The organism is Pseudoalteromonas sp. H71 (assembly GCF_001468485.1).
GTDB lineage: Bacteria > Pseudomonadota > Gammaproteobacteria > Enterobacterales > Alteromonadaceae > Pseudoalteromonas.
Genome location: NZ_LODI01000001.1, coordinates 355,959 through 372,057, shown reverse-complemented (window position 1 = coordinate 372,057; position 16,099 = coordinate 355,959). Strand labels below are relative to the sequence as shown.

Here is a 16,099-nt window from a genome sequence, read left to right as displayed (position 1 = left end):
GGCGTCCGATTTAGCACAGCGTAGCTGCTTGCAAAATTCTTTATTTTTTAGTTTATCAGCTATCGTCGCTAGCGTCTTTAAGTGTTGCTGGTTATCGCCATCAGGTACGATGAGTGCAACAAAAATATCAACTGGTCGATTGTCTATAGCATCAAAGTTAATCGGTGTTTCACTTACTAACACTAATGCTAAAGGTTCTTGTGCGCCGCTCATTCGACCATGTGGAATAGCTATGCCTCTTCCTATTCCTGTGCTACCTAGCTTTTCGCGAGTTAATAAAGCGCCCAAAATATCTTGTTGAGACAAATACGGTAATTTATCGTGAGCAAGCTCGCTAATAAACTCTAAAATTCTTTTTTTACTATTAAAAAGGACCGCAGCTTTGCTGCAGTCCTGGCATATAAGTGAACTTAGTTTCATCATATTAGTGTCGAGCAAGCTTCTCTTTGTGTTTAATTACTTGACGGTCAAGCTTATCAATCAATGAATCAATCGCTGCATACATATCTTGATGTTCAGTGGATGCGAATAATTCAGCGCCACTTACATGAATAGTTGCTTCTGCTTTTTGATTTAATTTTTCTATATCAAGAATGACATGAACATTATTAATATGATCAGAGTGCCTTTCTAGCTTCGCAAATTTGGTATTTATATAGTCTCTTAATGAATCAGTTAGTTCTACATGACGACCAGTTAAATTTAGTTGCATAAGCATTACCCTCTTTGTTTAGCGTCTTAGATCAGACTCTTTCGCTGATTTGACGGTGGAATAGCAAGAGATTCGCGGTATTTTGCGATTGTACGTCTTGCTACTTTAATTCCTTGCTCAGCCAATATATCCGCAATTTTGCTATCACTCAATGGTTTTGCTGAGTTTTCTGCTGCGATTAGTTTTTTGATAAGTGCTCGTATCGCTGTGGATGAACATTCTCCACCATTTTCGGTGCTTACATGGCTTGAGAAAAAGTATTTAAGCTCAAATATTCCACGCGGTGTGTGCATGTACTTTTGAGTCGTTACGCGCGAAATTGTCGATTCGTGCATTTCTACCATTTCGGCTACATCATTTAAAACCATAGGTTTCATGGCTTCTGGACCGTGTTCAAAAAAACCTTGTTGTTGCTTTACGATACAGTTAGTTACTTTTAAAAGCGTGTCGTTTCTGCTTTCTAAACTTTTAATAAACCATTTAGCTTCTTGTAAATGTGAGCGAATAAACTGGCTATCACCGCTCGACTTAACTGTACGCGACATTGCAGCATATTGGCTGTTTACACGAATTTTTGGCATGCTGTCTGGGTTTAGTTCAACCACCCAGCGGCCTTTAATTTTCTTAACTGACACATCTGGTATTACATATTCAGACTCTTCTCGCACTATTGTGTCTGCAGGCTTTGGGTTAAGCGTATGAATAAGTGTCATTACTTCTTTAAGCTCATCTTCTTTGAGCTTCGTTTTTTTCATTAATGTACGATAGTCGCGAGCAGCCAACAAATCTATGTGCTCGGTTAAAATCATTTTTGTTTCGTCAATAAAAGGGGTGCCTTTATCAAATTGATTTAACTGAATACATAAACATTCTTGTAAGCTTCGTGCTGCAATACCAACAGGGTCAAATAATTGAATACGCTTTAAAACTGCTTCTATTTCATCAAGTTCAACCTCAACGTCATCGTCGTTATCTTGATTAAAGCTCTCTAAAATTTCTTCACAGCTGAGGGTTAATATGCCTGAGTCGTCCACGGCTTCAACTATTGCAATAGCAATCGCTTCATCCGTAGGGCTAAATGGCGTTAGTTGTAATTGCCACATTAAGTATTCGTGAAGCGTTTCAGTCGATGCACCTTGATAAATAGACTCATCTTCAGGCATGGGGCCTGAAGACGATGCTGGGGCGGCACTCATGTACTCATCCCAGCTAACGTCCATTGCCATGTCGTCACTGACGGTATCTTTTGCTAGGGCTTCACCACTGTCTTGTTCATACTCACTGGGGGCTTCATCGGCAGATGCACTTACTGTCACTTCATCATTATCTGCTTTTTGCTCATTTTTGCCTGCTAGGTCATCGGCATAGTCTTGCTCCTCAACCTCAAGTAATGGGTTGCTGTCGAGCGCTTCTTGTATTTCTTGCTGAAGATCCAATGTGCTTAATTGCAGCAAGCGAATAGCTTGTTGCAACTGAGGTGTCATTGTAAGTTGCTGGCCCATGCGCAGCTGTAGTGATTGCCTCATGTATCTCTAACAATCCTTTTAAGTTGTTATAATTAATACTAGCAGATGCATACAAATAAGGCGTAAATGTTACAGCCTAAATTGCTCGCCTAAATATACATCGCGTACAGTTTTATCGTTTAATACGTGTTCAGGGGCACCAGAAGCAATCAGTTCCCCATGAGAAACAATGTAGGCTTTTTCGCAAACATCAAGGGTTTCTCTTACATTATGGTCTGTTATTAATACACCAATACCACGGTTTTTAAGGTGTTCAATAATTTTTTTAATATCCAACACTGAAATAGGGTCAACGCCGGCAAACGGTTCGTCTAATAAAATAAACTTTGGATCTGCAGCTAAAGCACGTGCAATCTCTACTCGGCGACGCTCTCCGCCCGATAGTGCCATACCTTTACTGTCGCGAATGTGTTGAATGCTAAATTCATCCAATAGATTATTAAGTGTATCTTCTCTGGCTTGCTTAGTGAGCTCCTTTCGAGTTTCTAAAATAGCCATTAAGTTTTGATATACGGTTAACTTTCTGAATATAGACGACTCTTGCGGCAAGTAGCCAATGCCTAATCTAGCACGACTGTGCATAGGTAAAAGAGTAATATCGTTCTCGTCGATAGATATTTTACCTTTATCGCTAGGGACTAAGCCTACAATCATATAAAACGTGGTGGTTTTACCCGCACCGTTTGGACCAAGTAAACCCACTATGCTACCGGCTTTAACTTCTAAGCCTACATTTTTAACGACTTCTCGGCCTTTGTAGCTTTTGGCTAATAGCTCTGCTTTTAATGTACTCATGGCTGACCTTTATCGCTTTTTTTTGGCTCCACAGGTACTAAAATGGTGTGCACGCGGTCAGTTGAGCTTTCATCTTTTTCGGCGCTAATGAGTTGTTGCTCAATATCGTAGGTAATGCTTTTTGCATTCATTTTTTGCCCAGCTTGAGAGACCTGTGCATCTCCAATTAATGTTAAAAAACGTTTAGAAACATCGTATCTAACTTCATTAGCGCTGGCGCTCATTATTGTGCCGTCGGCTTGTTTTTCTTCAAAATAAGCGGGTGTACCTGTGGCAATTAACAGTTGCTTGTTATCACCCAATTCATCGCGTTTATGCACTTCTAGGCGGTCAGCAGTAATTTTTCTGTCGCCGTGAATAATTTCAACGTTTTTTTCGAATATACCTACATTTTCTTTTAGTTGACCTTCTTGCTTATCTGCACTAATCGAAATTTGATTTGCAGCAAGTGGCGCCGTTGGTTCAGCAGCATTTGCACCGAGTGCAAGTATAAATGTTGGAATAATAAAGAGTGTTAATAGTTTATTGGTCATAATAAATAGTTCGCGTATGGTTAATTAGTTTTATCACTTCGGTTTTTAAATCGGCTTCGAGGCCTTTACCGGTGATCTTTAAATTGGGTCCTGTAACAATGACAGGTTGTTCTGATTGCATCGTTAGTAATTTTATATCTACCTGAATATTATCAGCATTTATTTTATCTATCATTGCGTTATCAGTTAAATTACTAGCAACAACGTTACCTTCTAGTATTAATTGTCTGCCTTCGTATAGTGTTGCTTCGTTAGCGTTAATTCGCCACGTTTGTTTGTCGTTATAAAGCGTAAAAATGGGTTTATCAAAAAAGGTAAATCCTAATTCTTGATATAACTCCATTCGCGCTGCCGTTACTTTATGGCTAATTTTCCCATTCTCGTCATACGCTGTTTGTTTTAGCTCTATGGCAGTGTAATCGGGCTTTGCAATAATGTCTGCTTCGGTTTGCTGCGGTAAACTTACTTGTGTGAAATAAGGGTACCAAAGCCAAACCATACAGCTGATGAATAAAACGCTTAATATGATGCGCGCTGCATTCATGAACTCGTACCTTTGGTGGTCAAGGGTTTGTTGTTTTCAAGCATTAGCAGGTCGGTAAGCTCTCTCACTGCACCAAATCCACCAAGCATTTGTGTGGTGTAATGCGCTAAACGTTTTATCAGCGGATGTGCGTCGTTTACTGCAACAGCAAACCCTACTAACTCCATTACCGGCATGTCGGGGCCGTCATCGCCAATGTAGGCAATTTGCTCATCACATAAGTTAAGCTTTGTTTTTAGCTCCTCATAAGCGAGGAGTTTGTTTTCTTGACCTTGGTAAATGTGTTGTACTGTTAGGCTTGTCATACGCTGTTGTACTATTTTTGAGTGTCGTCCGGTAATAACCGCAACGTCAAAGCCGCTGTTAATTAGCGCTTTAATGCCAAAGCCATCTTTTGTATTAAACGCTTTGAGCTCTTCACCTTGGTTACCCAGATAAATACGACCATCAGAAAACACACCATCGATATCACAAATAAGCAGCTTTATTTTTTTAGCACGGGCTTTTGCGTCTTCGCTTAGAGGTTGGTAGAGCTCTTCAAATTGCATTTATAGTACTCCTGCTTTTAATAAGTCTTGCATATTTAATGCACCAATAGGGTGATTTTGCTCATCAACAATTATTAAGCCATTTATACGTTTTTGTTCCATAATATTTAACGCTTCAGCGGCCAAAATATCTTGTGTTGCAGTGGTGCAGGACTTAGTCATCACAACATCTATTTGTGTTGTATGTATATCAATTCGTTGTTCTAAAATACGGCGTAAATCACCGTCAGTAAATAGCCCTACAAGTTGCTGCTGAGAATCAACTATGGCCGTCATACCTAACCCTTTGGCTGACATTTCAATTAGCGCATCTTTTATAGTTTGAGTAACATTAATAATAGGTGTGTTTTTACCGCTATGCATGACATCTTTTAAGGTCAGCAGCAAACGTTTACCTAAACTACCGCCGGGGTGAGATAGTGCAAAGTCATCAGCTGTAAAACCGCGGGCTTCTAAAAGTGCAACCGCCATGGCATCACCCATTGCAAGTGTTGCTGTTGTGCTTGCGGTTGGAGCTAAGCCTAACGAACAGGCTTCTTTTTGTACTTTTATGCAAATATGTACGTTTGCAAGCGTGGCCATCGTTGAGCTGGCGTTGCCTGTCATGGCTATCATTTTGGCGCCAAGGCGTTTTAAAACAGGAATTATATTGAGTACTTCGCTTGTTTCACCTGAGTTAGAAATGAGCATAACTACATCATTTTTAGTGATCATCCCCAGATCGCCATGACTGGCCTCACCCGGATGTACAAAAAAAGCAGGGCTGCCAGTACTTGCTAATGTTGCTGCTATTTTATTACCAATATGACCTGATTTTCCCATACCTATAACGATAGTTCGGCCTTGGCAATCATATATTAACTGACATGCTTGATGAAAGTTTTCATCCACATATTGTGCAATATCACTCAATGCTTGGCGCTCTATGTTTAATACACGTAAGCCTTGTTCAATAAAATTTAGCGTTGCCATTACTTACCCTACTTGACTAAAAATATACCCTTGGTAGCCCAAAAATGCGATTAATAATAAGCCGCCTTCTACTCTATTGATGCGTTGAGCACCCCTAAAGTTCAATGACATGATAATAAGCGCAACCGTAGCACCAATCATTATTAGTATGTCGCGGTTAGCAACCGACGGGTCAATCACTGAAGGGTTAATAATGCCTGCAAAAGGCAATACGGCAAGAATATTAAAAATATTAGAGCCAACAATATTACCCAGCGCTAAATCATCTTCATTTTTAAGTACGCCCGCAATCGAGGCAGCAAGCTCAGGCAGGCTAGTTCCTATTGCAATAATTGTTAAGCCAATCACTAAATCGCTTAAGCCAAAGTATTTAGCAATATCCACCGCTGAATCAATTAAAAAATGTGCGCTAATAGGGAGTAAAACCATACCAATAACCAACCAAAGTATAGCCTTGTTAGTTGGTACGTCGTTTGGTACTTCGTCACATGCTTCTGATACAAATGGGTCTGTTTGATTTTTAGCACGCAGCGAGACAATAATTAGCCCGCCAATAAATACAACAAAACCAATTAATAACGCAACGCCCTCGGTGAACGAAAAGTAGTTATCTGAAAATATATACCAGGTAGCCAGCGATATAATAAGCACTAACGGGATTTCACGTTTTAATGTGCTTGAAGAAACGCTAAGAGGCCTAAATAAAGCGGTAATACCTAACACCAGCAAAATATTTGTGATATTTGAGCCAATTGCGTTACCTACCGCGGTGTCGGTTTTTTCTGCTAATGCGGCAGAGGCCGACACCATCATTTCAGGTGCTGATGAGCCCATGGCTACAACGGTTAAACCAACAATTAAGGTTGGTACACCAAAGTTTTTAGCCAGTGCCGCAGCACCATAAACAAACCTGTCAGCACTCCAAACTAGGGCTGCAAAACCAAGAATCAAAATAACAAACGAGGTAACCATTGTATTAAGCCAGTTGTTCAAAATAGGAATGGCGCGAATAGTAACAAATGCCACGATGAAAGTATAAATAAAAGAGTAAGGTCAACTACGTAGACTAATTCATTTTACTAAAAATTAATTAGTAGGAGCTGGCAGCCTTTAAGTATCAATTTATAGGAAGTAATCACTCTTCAATAGCTCAGCCTTACCTACATACTAAACAGTTTACTTTAAATTTGATTTCGACAGGGTTACAGGTCCTATTTTAAGTGTTGGTTAAGTGAATATAAGTGAGTCTTAATGTGTGTTTTGCACGTACATTACAAAATCTTACGAATTGTTTTTTCCATATTGGATCAAAAAGATTTAAAATAGGGGCACTAGTGAACATTTTTATGGAGAGCGACTTGTCGCAATCAATAGTAGAAGTCAAGGATGTTAGCTTTTCCAGAGGCGATAGGGTCATATATAAAAATATGAGCTTTAGTGTGCCTAAAGGCAAAATCACTGCGATTATGGGACCAAGCGGCATTGGTAAAACTACGATGTTGCGTTTAATTGGTGGTCAATTAAAACCTGACTCGGGTGATATTTTATTTGAAGGTGGCAGTATTCCTTCCATGACGCGCTCAGAATTATATGAAGCGCGTACAAAAATGAGCATGCTATTTCAAAGTGGTGCTTTGTTTACTGACATGTCTGTGTTTGACAATATTGCTTTTCCGATTCGCGAGCACACAAAACTAAGTGAAGACCTTATTCGATTAGTTGTGCTAATGAAGCTTCAGGCTGTGGGTTTGCGTGGTGCTAAAGATTTAATGCCCTCAGAGTTATCTGGCGGTATGGCAAGGCGTGCAGCTCTTGCGCGCGCAATAGCGCTCGATCCAGAGCTTATTATGTATGACGAACCGTTTGCTGGCCAAGATCCTATTTCAATGGGCGTGCTTGTAAAGTTAATTAAATCGCTCAATCAAGTATTGGGTTTGTCGTCTTTAATTGTGACCCATGATGTGACTGAAGTCATGAGTATTGCCGATCACGTTATTATTATTGCCGATCAGGGCGTAATAGGCTCAGGTACACCAGATGAAATGCGCAATCATGAGTCTGAGCTAGTTCAGCAATTTTTAAAAGGTTTGTCTGATGGCCCTGTTCCATTTCATTTTCCCGCGCAAGCCTATGCAGATGAGCTGCTTGGAGAAAAAGCCTAATGTTGGATCTGTTTCAAAAGTTAGGGCATAAAACGCTTGGGCGCTTTGCTGCCCTTGGCCGCTCAGCTTATATGTTGTTTAGTGCACTTGCGCATGTTCCTAATTTTAAAAAAGGCACACCGCTGCTTGTCCGCCAGCTTTATATGGTGGGCTCGCAATCACTACTAATTATCATGGTTTCTGGCTTGTTTATCGGTATGGTACTCGCACTGCAAGGCTACACCGTATTAGTAGGGTATGGCGCTGAAGATAGCTTAGGGCCGCTTGTTGCGCTGAGTTTATTACGCGAGTTAGGCCCCGTAGTTACTGCACTATTATTTGCGGGGCGTGCTGGTAGTGCACTTACCGCAGAAATAGGCTTAATGAAAGCCACCGAGCAACTCTCATCGTTAGAGATGATGGCAATTGATCCACTCAAACGTATTATTGCACCCCGCTTTTGGGCTGGCTTTATTAGCATGCCTTTACTTGCAATTATATTTTCTGCCGTTGCAATTATAGGTGCTCATTTAGTTGGGGTTGATTGGTTAGGTGTAGATACTGGTAGTTTTTGGTCAATTATGCAATCGCAAGTGTCGTTTCAGGCTGATGTGCTAAACGGCATAATTAAAAGTTTTGTATTTGCAATAGTTGTAACTTGGATTGCACTTTACAAAGGCTATGACTGTGTTCCAACATCGGAAGGGATCAGCAAAGCAACCACCGAAACAGTTGTACATTCGTCATTGGCCGTTTTAGGTTTCGACTTTATTTTGACAGCGGTAATGTTTACTAGCTAATTAGGGTATAAATAATGAATTCACGGAAATTAGAAATTTTAGTTGGCTTTTTTGTAGCGCTTGGCATTTTAGCTTTTGCTATGTTAGCGCTTAAAGTAGCGAATGCGGGTATTAGTGGCTCAGGCGAAACCTATTCACTTAATGCAAAATTTGAAAATATTGGCTCATTAAAAGCACGTGCCCCTATAAAAGTGGGTGGTGTGGTAATTGGTCGAGTTGAGTCGATTTATGTTCATCCAAAGGAGTTTTTACCTGTGGTTGATATGACCATTGATGCGCAATACCTATGTCGTTTTTCAGATACAAGCTCTATATCAATACTTACATCGGGTATTTTAGGCGAGCAATACTTAGGTATAAACCCTGTTATTGCTTCTAGTTCAGCTGAACAGCGCTGTTTAGGTGAAACAGTAACTAACAATGAACAAGATACAGCAATTGATGATTTATTTGGCGTAGAAAGTAAAGCGCTAGGCAATGGAGATTCAATTATTGATACTAAGTCTGCCATTGTATTAGAAGAATTAATTGGGCAGTTTCTATTCAATCAAGGTAGTGAGTAATTATTATGTTGAAAAAGTATTTAGCTATTATAACACTTAGCGCATTGAGCCTAGTGCAAACGGTGAGTGCTGCAGAAGTAAAATTAGACGATCCAAATAAAATGGTACGAAAAGTATCGGAATACACATTTGACCGTATAAAAAAAGATCAACAATTAATTGTTAAAGATCAAGAGTACCTTCGCGTTATCGTTGAAGAAGAGTTGATGCCCTATATTGATTATAAATACGCAGCACTTCGTGTACTAGGAAGTGAAGTATCTAAAGTACGCGCAATTACTGATGATGCTGAAAAGGCACAAGCAATTAAAGATATTCAGCGCTTTATTGGCGTGTTTAGAGAGTATTTAGTTGCGACCTACGCTGGTGTATTTACCCAATATACTAATCAACACGTTGAATTTGGTGCACCACAACCATTTAAAGGTCAGGATGTAGTTGTAGTAAAAACAAAAATAATTGAAGATGGTAAGCCAGATATCCGCATTGATTTTAAAGTTCGTGAAGATCGCAGTGGGCAGTGGCGTGCGTACGACATGATTGCTGAAGGCATAAGCTTGTTAGATGCCAAGCAAAGTGAACTGCAAGGTATTTTACGTCAACAAGGTATCGACAAGGTAAGTGATCTTTTAGAGCAAAAAAGTCAGCTTCCAGTTCAATTTAGAGGTAACAGCTCGAATGACTAAATTGGCCATAAGCCAAATTGACGAGCAACAGTTTCGAGTGAGCGGCGAGCTCTCTCGAAATTCAATTGGCGATGAACAACTTCTGAACAAGCAGCTACAAACTAAGCATAAAACCATCTATTTTGACCTAAGTGGGGTGTCAAGGGTTGACACAGCCGGCTTAGCTTGGTTAATTCACTCTTTTGCAGAATTAAAGCAACAAGGTATTCGCCTTGAATTGCAAAATCCACCTGAGCAATTGCAAAATTTAATGCAATTGGGTCAAGTTACAACCCTATTTGAGTGAGAGTTATGGAAACTAGCCAAGTCGAAACATTATTACGCGAAGAACTTCAATTAGCAGAAGTTCATGTAAAAGCCAATGGAAGCCATTATGAAGTTGTTGCCGTGGGTGAGTGCTTCGACGGTTTAAGCCGAGTTAAAAAGCAACAGCTAGTATATGGCCCATTAATGAATACTATTTCAGACGGTACTATTCACGCAGTTTCTATTCGTGCTTTTACACCGACTGAGTGGAAACGCGAACAAAAATTTATCTTACCGCAATAAATAGGGCCCCCTAATGGATCAATTTGTTATTCAAGGTGGCACTTCACTTGCTGGTGAGGTGACTATCTCAGGTGCTAAAAACGCAGCACTGCCTATTTTATTTGCCTCACTTTTGGCCGATGGTAAAAGTACATTTACTAATGTGCCGCGCTTACGCGATATTGTTACTACCGAAGCTTTACTAAAAACATTAGGTGCAGATGTAAATTGGCAGGGTGATACACTTATAATTGACGGTGCAACCGTTGATAAAACCTTGGCTCCATACGATTTAGTGAAACAGATGCGCGCGTCTGTATTAGCATTAGGGCCTTTAGTTGCTCGCTTTGGTGAAGCGCAAGTTTCATTGCCTGGCGGCTGTGCTATTGGTGCACGTCCTGTTGATATTCATATTCAAGGTATGGAACGTTTAGGTGCGCAAATTAGCGTTGAAAATGGCTACATTAATGCAAAAGTGGATGGTCGTTTAAAAGGCGCTGAAATCTTTATGGAGATGGTCAGTGTAGGCGCAACCGAGAACTTGTTGATGGCAGCAGCATTAGCCGATGGTAAAACAGTACTTGAAAACGCAGCACGCGAGCCTGAAATTACCGACTTAGCTAACTGCTTAATTGCAATGGGCGCTAAGATTACGGGTGCTGGAACAAGTCGTATTGAGATTGAAGGTGTAGAGCGCCTAGCGGGTTGTGAACATAAAATTTTACCGGATCGTATTGAAACAGGGACTTTTTTAGTTGCTGCCGCAATGGCTGGTGGTGAAGTATTGTGTAAAAATACAGACTTCCATTCACTAGAACCTGTTATTGAAAAACTTCGCGCTACAAATGCCTTACTTGAAGTAAAAGACGATTCTATTTATCTAGATATGCGTGGTCGTGAGCTTAAAGCGGTGAATGTTAAAACTGCGCCACACCCAGGGTTCCCAACCGATATGCAAGCTCAGTTTACCGCACTTAATGTAGTGGCTAACGGCAGTGCGACGATTACAGAAACCATTTTTGAGAACCGTTTCATGCATGTGCCTGAGTTACAGCGCATGGGCGCAAACATCCGCTTAGAGGGTAATACAGCGATATGTGGTGAGACTAAAAGTTTGTCGGGTGCTCAAGTTATGGCGACTGATTTACGTGCATCAGCCAGCTTAATCCTTACCGGTATTGTTGCCCAAGGTGAAACCGTTGTTGACCGTATTTATCATGTTGATAGAGGGTATCAGCGTATTGAGGATAAACTCAGCGCGCTCGGCGCGAACATAAAACGTAAAACAAACTAATACGTTTAAGTGCAGGTCGGTGTAAACACCGACCCTTCTTTATTTAGAGTTTGGTTTCAAGCTCAGCCACAGTAACCATTATTTTTTCGATTTTCCCATCTCTATACAATTCAAATTCTATTTTTTTACCTGGTTCAGTATTGCCAATTTTTTCGAGTACCTTTTGCGGATTAGCCACTGAAAGCCCAGCAATTTTTATTATAATATCTTGTTCTTCAATTCCCGCTTGCCACGCCGGCCCTAATGGATCTAAATTTGTAATACGCATACCGCTTACAGGGGTTAAGTTATCATTTACTTCTTTGCCTGTACTGTCTACTGCAGTGCCTTCAAATCCTAAGTAACCACGGACTACACGGCCATGGCGAATTAGCTTAGCCATGACCTCCTTGGCTAGGGTGTATGGGACAGCAAAAAATATACCTTGAATATTTAAGTTTTCGCGAGTCTTAAATTGCGCCGAAGTAATACCTACTAAATCACCATTTGAATTAACAAGTGCGCCACCGGAGTTTCCTACGTTAATTGCGGCATCCATTTGGAGTAGGTTATTAAACGGACTATCGGTAATTTTTTGTTTACCTGTGGCACTAACAATCCCTTGTGTGATTGTTTGCCCTAGATTAAGTGGGTTGCCAATAGCGAGTACAACATCACCCACACTTGTCGTGTAGTCATCGTTTACAGGGATAACAGGAAGGTGTTCTGCATTTATTTTTAGCAGTGCTAAATCAGTAATTGTATCAAAACCAATAAGCTGAACATCAAAAAAACGTCGGCCGTCAGTCAAAATCACCATAATCACATCAGCGTTATTAACAACATGATAATTAGTTAGAATGTAACCATCTTGCGACATAATTACGCCTGAGCCTAGCTCCTGAACGGTGTTTTTTCTTTTATAGCGGGGCTCTTTGGAAATACTTTCAGAAAAAATAGTGACGACAGACGGCGCTGCGCGTTTAACTGCATCAGAAAAGCTTAAATGGTTAGCGCTCATTGCACTGGGTATAGGAACATTAGGCAGCAATGCTGCTCTCATATTTGGGCTGAAAAACACCACCAAAAAAGCAATACTGAGGCCTGCAAATAGAGGGGGGAGAACAAATTTAATGAATTTCAGCACAAGTTTCTTATTATTAAAGGAGCAATCCCTTTATGATGGCACAAAAAAAATAACAGCGGCAAGTGCCACTGTTATTTTTATTACACATATACCGCGATTAATTACTGAATTAGAATAAATATAGACTCGCGTCCACGCTTAACGCCTAATACAATATTGCCTTTGGTGTTTTCGATGATTTTATTCATATCGCGAATAGTCTCAACTCGTTGGCGGTTCACTTGTACTATCATGTCGCCTTCTTCTAGGCCTACACGCGCAGAAGGAGAGCGAGGGTCGACAGAGGTAATCTCAATGCCCTTAGCATTATTCTTTTGAACATTCTCTAACTCAGCGCCTTGAAATGCAGGATGTAATTCTTCACCAACCGCCTTAATACCAGATGCGCCATCAAGTGTGACTTTAAGCGTTTTTATTTTACCATCACGGTAAATACTTAGCTTGATTTCTCGTCCTTCCCCTAATGTGGCAATTTTGCTGCGTAGTTCATGGAAGCCGCTTATATCGCTACCGTTAATGCTTACAATTACATCCCCGGCTTTTATGCCTGCTTTACTTGCAGCGGTATCATCCATTACCTGCATTACATAAGCACCCTGTTTTACATCAAGTTGTTGTGCTTTAGCTAACCCGGCATCAAGTGGGCGACCGGATATGCCTAAAGAGCCACGACGAACTTCACCATGCTCAATAATTTGATCAACCAAGTTTTTCATCATATTAGATGGAATAGCAAAACCAATTCCAACATTACCACCCGATGCACCTAAGATTGCGGTGTTAATGCCAATCAGCTCGCCATTTAAATTCACTAAAGCACCGCCTGAGTTACCTTGGTTAATTGCGGCGTCGGTTTGAATAAAATCTTCGTAACCTTCAATGTTCAAACCACTGCGTCCAAGCGCACTGACAATACCTGAGGTTACAGTGTGGCTTAAGCCAAACGGGTTGCCGATAGCAACCGCAAAGTCACCGACTCGTAATTGGTCTGAGTTAGCGAGTTTGATTTCTGTCAGGTCATCAGCCTCTATTTGCAGTAGTGCAATGTCAGACTCTTTATCTGTACCAATTTTAGTGGCTTCAAATTCACGGCCATCTTCGAGTGTAACGATCATTTTTTCTGCATCTTGGATCACGTGATTATTAGTAACCACATAACCTTCATCCGCATCGATAATCACACCTGAACCCAAACCACTAAATTGGCGCTTTTGGCTGCGAGGTTGTTGCTGGCCAAAAAAGAACTCAAGCGGGTCTGCGCGGCGGCGAACTTCTTTAGAGCCTGATACCTGAATACTCACAACACCCGGGGAGATTTTCTCAAGCATAGGTGCAAGAGTAGGTAGTTGTTGCCCGTTAACTGCTATTGGTAACTTTGCATAAGACGCTACCGGGCTCATTAATAAGCTTGTAGATAAAATAGCAGCACTGATAAGTGATAATTTCATTTTCATAGTCAGGGTTTACTCCACTTAGGAAAAACAAAAATTAAAAAAGGCTGCATAAGCAGCCTTTTTTAGTTTGTTAGTAAGATAAAACAACAAAGCTGTTATATCTAAAGACTATGGGGTCAAAAAAAAGTTCATCAAGATGCTTTAGAACGTTCCTGTACTTTATTTTCACCAGCAAATAAACCAGACTCACCCGACACAAAGTCTGCAGGTTGCGCCTCTGCTGAAGAGCGATCAGAACGGCGTTCTTTTAAAGATGCTTGTAATTGCTCTGTTGTTTCTTTTGAGAAGTATGGAGCTGCAGGTTCTTTATTTCTATCTTCTAAAAGTAATTGATTTGTTTCTTCAACGTGGCTAAGAAGCTGGTTGTAGTTATCTTTCATTTTATTTACAAGCTTGCTGGTACTGGCTAAATGGTCAGCTACGTCTTGGCGATATTGCTCAAGTGCATTTTGCGCTTGTTCCGCTTGCTCTTTTAATTCATCTTGTTTGAACTGTTTTTTAGTAACAAATGCACCAATAAAAAATGCTATAACCGCTACAATAACAATTAAACCTACCCATATCACTGTGCCCATAAAACTACCCCTTTGGGAAAATAACGAAAGAATGCTGATTCATTTATAAATCATATTAAGTGTAATATACCCCGAGTTATGATGCGTGTTAATATGCTTTACAAATTAAACTGCGTTTTGACAGAAAATACATATGACTCCTTGGCAAACATATCAACAAGATTTAAAACGAGATGACTTTGTACACGACGCAGCACAAGAAAATGCTGTGCGCCACTTGCAACGTTTATACGATGACCTCACACAAGCAAAACCAAAATCAACAGGTTTTTTCGCTAGTTTATTTAGTAAAAATGAACCCGAACCTATAAAAGGGCTTTATTTTTGGGGCGGAGTTGGACGTGGGAAAACGTACTTAGTTGATACTTTCTACGAAGCATTGCCAAGTGAACGAAAAATGCGCGTGCATTTTCATCGTTTTATGCACCGTGTGCATGACGAATTAAAAAAACTTAATAACACGGCTAATCCACTGGAAAAAGTTGCAGACATATTTAAATCAGAAACAGACATCATCTGTTTTGATGAGTTTTTTGTTCAAGACATAACGGATGCCATGTTGCTTGGTGGTTTAATGGAAGCATTGTTTGCACGCGGAATTGTTTTAGTCGCTACCTCTAATATAGTGCCTGACGATTTATATCGAAACGGCCTACAACGTGCTCGTTTTATGCCTGCCATTGAGCTGGTAAAACTCAATACTGAAATAGTGAATGTTGACTCGGGTATTGATTATCGATTGAGAACGTTAGAACAAGCTGAAATTTTTCACAGCCCACTTGATGAGCAAGCGGATAAAAACCTGTTTGAATATTTTGATAAGTTGTCAGCTGAACCGGGCCAGCTTGATAAACCTATAGAAATAGAAGGGCGCTTAATAAAAACACGCAAAGTAGCCCAAAATGTTGTGATATTTGAATTTAGTGAATTGTGTGAGACCGCTCGAAGCCAAGTCGATTACATGGAAATTAGTCGTTTATATAACACGGTCATTATTTCTAATGTAAAACAGCTTGGTCAGAACAATGATGATGCAGCAAGGCGTTTTATTGCCTTAGTCGATGAATTTTACGAACGCCACGTGACGTTAATTATTTCAGCCGAAAAACCTATTACCGAACTTTACACGCAAGGCAACTTAAATTTTGAATTTAAACGCTGCATAAGCCGTTTACAAGAAATGCAGTCGTTAGAGTATTTAGCGAGAGAACATTTAGCTTAATAAACATTAGAATGCCGGTCGTTTTGCTTTCTTAACACTTATTTGTAAATAGCGATAATTTTCTTGTGGGAAAAACAACC

20 protein-coding genes are annotated in these 16,099 nt (G+C 40.3%); 8 read left to right on the top strand and 12 right to left on the bottom strand.

Annotated elements, in window-relative coordinates:
• The 9 genes from ATS71_RS01725 to ATS71_RS01685 all read right to left on the bottom strand — a co-directional run.
• On the bottom strand, window positions 1-420 hold a 420-nt coding region (locus ATS71_RS01725; RefSeq protein WP_058403332.1), incomplete at its 3' end, for a PTS sugar transporter subunit IIA.
• A gap of 4 nt (window positions 421-424) precedes the next feature.
• Window positions 425-712 carry a ribosome hibernation promoting factor gene (hpf, locus tag ATS71_RS01720; protein WP_006792096.1) on the bottom strand — a complete coding sequence of 96 codons (288 nt, stop codon included), beginning with the start codon at window positions 710-712 and terminating at the stop codon, window positions 425-427.
• 26 nt (window positions 713-738) lie between these two features.
• Window positions 739-2,238, bottom strand: coding sequence for an RNA polymerase factor sigma-54 (locus ATS71_RS01715; RefSeq protein WP_058403252.1), 1,500 nt, complete (start codon window positions 2,236-2,238; stop codon window positions 739-741).
• A 69-nt stretch (window positions 2,239-2,307) separates the two neighbouring features.
• Window positions 2,308-3,033 (bottom strand): LPS export ABC transporter ATP-binding protein, encoded by a 726-nt coding sequence (gene lptB / locus ATS71_RS01710; RefSeq protein WP_058403251.1) that lies wholly within the window; start codon window positions 3,031-3,033, stop codon window positions 2,308-2,310.
• A complete protein-coding gene (gene lptA / locus ATS71_RS01705; RefSeq protein ID WP_058403250.1) occupies window positions 3,030-3,566 on the bottom strand; it encodes a lipopolysaccharide transport periplasmic protein LptA in 537 nt (178 codons plus the stop codon). The genes lptB and lptA overlap by 4 nt, the downstream gene beginning before the upstream one ends.
• Window positions 3,556-4,110 carry an LPS export ABC transporter periplasmic protein LptC gene (lptC, locus tag ATS71_RS01700; RefSeq protein ID WP_058403249.1) on the bottom strand — a complete coding sequence of 185 codons (555 nt, stop codon included), beginning with the start codon at window positions 4,108-4,110 and terminating at the stop codon, window positions 3,556-3,558. Before lptC ends, lptA begins: the two co-directional genes overlap by 11 nt.
• Window positions 4,107-4,658, bottom strand: coding sequence for a 3-deoxy-manno-octulosonate-8-phosphatase KdsC (gene kdsC, locus ATS71_RS01695; RefSeq protein ID WP_058403248.1), 552 nt, complete (start codon window positions 4,656-4,658; stop codon window positions 4,107-4,109). Before kdsC ends, lptC begins: the two co-directional genes overlap by 4 nt.
• Entirely contained in the window at window positions 4,659-5,630 is a 972-nt protein-coding gene (locus ATS71_RS01690; RefSeq protein WP_058403247.1) for a KpsF/GutQ family sugar-phosphate isomerase, read from the bottom strand.
• A 3-nt stretch (window positions 5,631-5,633) separates the two neighbouring features.
• A complete protein-coding gene (locus tag ATS71_RS01685; protein ID WP_058403246.1) occupies window positions 5,634-6,602 on the bottom strand; it encodes a calcium/sodium antiporter in 969 nt (322 codons plus the stop codon).
• 374 nt (window positions 6,603-6,976) lie between these two features.
• On the opposite strand from ATS71_RS01685, the gene ATS71_RS01680 reads away from it, so the two are divergent.
• Genes ATS71_RS01680 through murA form a run of 7 tightly spaced genes read left to right on the top strand, consistent with a single transcriptional unit; the run spans window position 6,977 to window position 11,642 of the window.
• Window positions 6,977-7,792 carry an ATP-binding cassette domain-containing protein gene (locus tag ATS71_RS01680; RefSeq protein ID WP_074210176.1) on the top strand — a complete coding sequence of 272 codons (816 nt, stop codon included), beginning with the start codon at window positions 6,977-6,979 and terminating at the stop codon, window positions 7,790-7,792.
• Window positions 7,792-8,571, top strand: a complete 780-nt coding sequence (mlaE, locus tag ATS71_RS01675; RefSeq protein WP_006792105.1) for a lipid asymmetry maintenance ABC transporter permease subunit MlaE — start codon at window positions 7,792-7,794, stop codon at window positions 8,569-8,571. The genes ATS71_RS01680 and mlaE overlap by 1 nt, the downstream gene beginning before the upstream one ends.
• A 14-nt stretch (window positions 8,572-8,585) precedes the next feature.
• Window positions 8,586-9,134: an outer membrane lipid asymmetry maintenance protein MlaD gene (mlaD, locus tag ATS71_RS01670; protein WP_006792106.1), complete on the top strand. Its 549-nt coding sequence runs from the start codon at window positions 8,586-8,588 to the stop codon at window positions 9,132-9,134.
• A gap of 5 nt (window positions 9,135-9,139) precedes the next feature.
• Complete coding sequence (locus ATS71_RS01665) at window positions 9,140-9,820, top strand: MlaC/ttg2D family ABC transporter substrate-binding protein (RefSeq protein ID WP_058403245.1); 681 nt, start codon at window positions 9,140-9,142, stop codon at window positions 9,818-9,820.
• On the top strand, window positions 9,813-10,106 hold the full coding sequence (locus tag ATS71_RS01660; RefSeq protein ID WP_058403244.1) for an STAS domain-containing protein: 294 nt from the start codon (window positions 9,813-9,815) through the stop codon (window positions 10,104-10,106). Before ATS71_RS01665 ends, ATS71_RS01660 begins: the two co-directional genes overlap by 8 nt.
• Before the next feature lie 5 nt (window positions 10,107-10,111).
• The gene (locus ATS71_RS01655) at window positions 10,112-10,369 is read left to right on the top strand and encodes a BolA family protein (protein ID WP_006792109.1); all 258 of its coding nucleotides are present in this window, start codon (window positions 10,112-10,114) and stop codon (window positions 10,367-10,369) included.
• Between the two features lie 13 nt (window positions 10,370-10,382).
• Window positions 10,383-11,642 (top strand): UDP-N-acetylglucosamine 1-carboxyvinyltransferase, encoded by a 1,260-nt coding sequence (gene murA / locus ATS71_RS01650; protein WP_058403243.1) that lies wholly within the window; start codon window positions 10,383-10,385, stop codon window positions 11,640-11,642.
• 43 nt (window positions 11,643-11,685) lie between these two features.
• Here the strand turns inward: murA and ATS71_RS01645 are convergent, their stop codons facing one another.
• The 3 genes from ATS71_RS01645 to ATS71_RS01635 form a co-directional block, all read right to left on the bottom strand.
• Window positions 11,686-12,768: a trypsin-like peptidase domain-containing protein gene (locus ATS71_RS01645; protein ID WP_058403242.1), complete on the bottom strand. Its 1,083-nt coding sequence runs from the start codon at window positions 12,766-12,768 to the stop codon at window positions 11,686-11,688.
• Window positions 12,769-12,869: 101 nt separating this feature from the next.
• Window positions 12,870-14,222 (bottom strand): DegQ family serine endoprotease, encoded by a 1,353-nt coding sequence (locus tag ATS71_RS01640; RefSeq protein ID WP_058403241.1) that lies wholly within the window; start codon window positions 14,220-14,222, stop codon window positions 12,870-12,872.
• A 131-nt stretch (window positions 14,223-14,353) separates the two neighbouring features.
• A complete protein-coding gene (locus ATS71_RS01635; protein WP_058403240.1) occupies window positions 14,354-14,797 on the bottom strand; it encodes a YhcB family protein in 444 nt (147 codons plus the stop codon).
• Between the two features lie 133 nt (window positions 14,798-14,930).
• Between ATS71_RS01635 and zapE the strand changes: the two genes are divergently transcribed.
• Window positions 14,931-16,019, top strand: a complete 1,089-nt coding sequence (zapE, locus tag ATS71_RS01630) for a cell division protein ZapE (protein ID WP_058403239.1) — start codon at window positions 14,931-14,933, stop codon at window positions 16,017-16,019.
• Window positions 16,020-16,099: the final 80 nt, after the last annotated feature.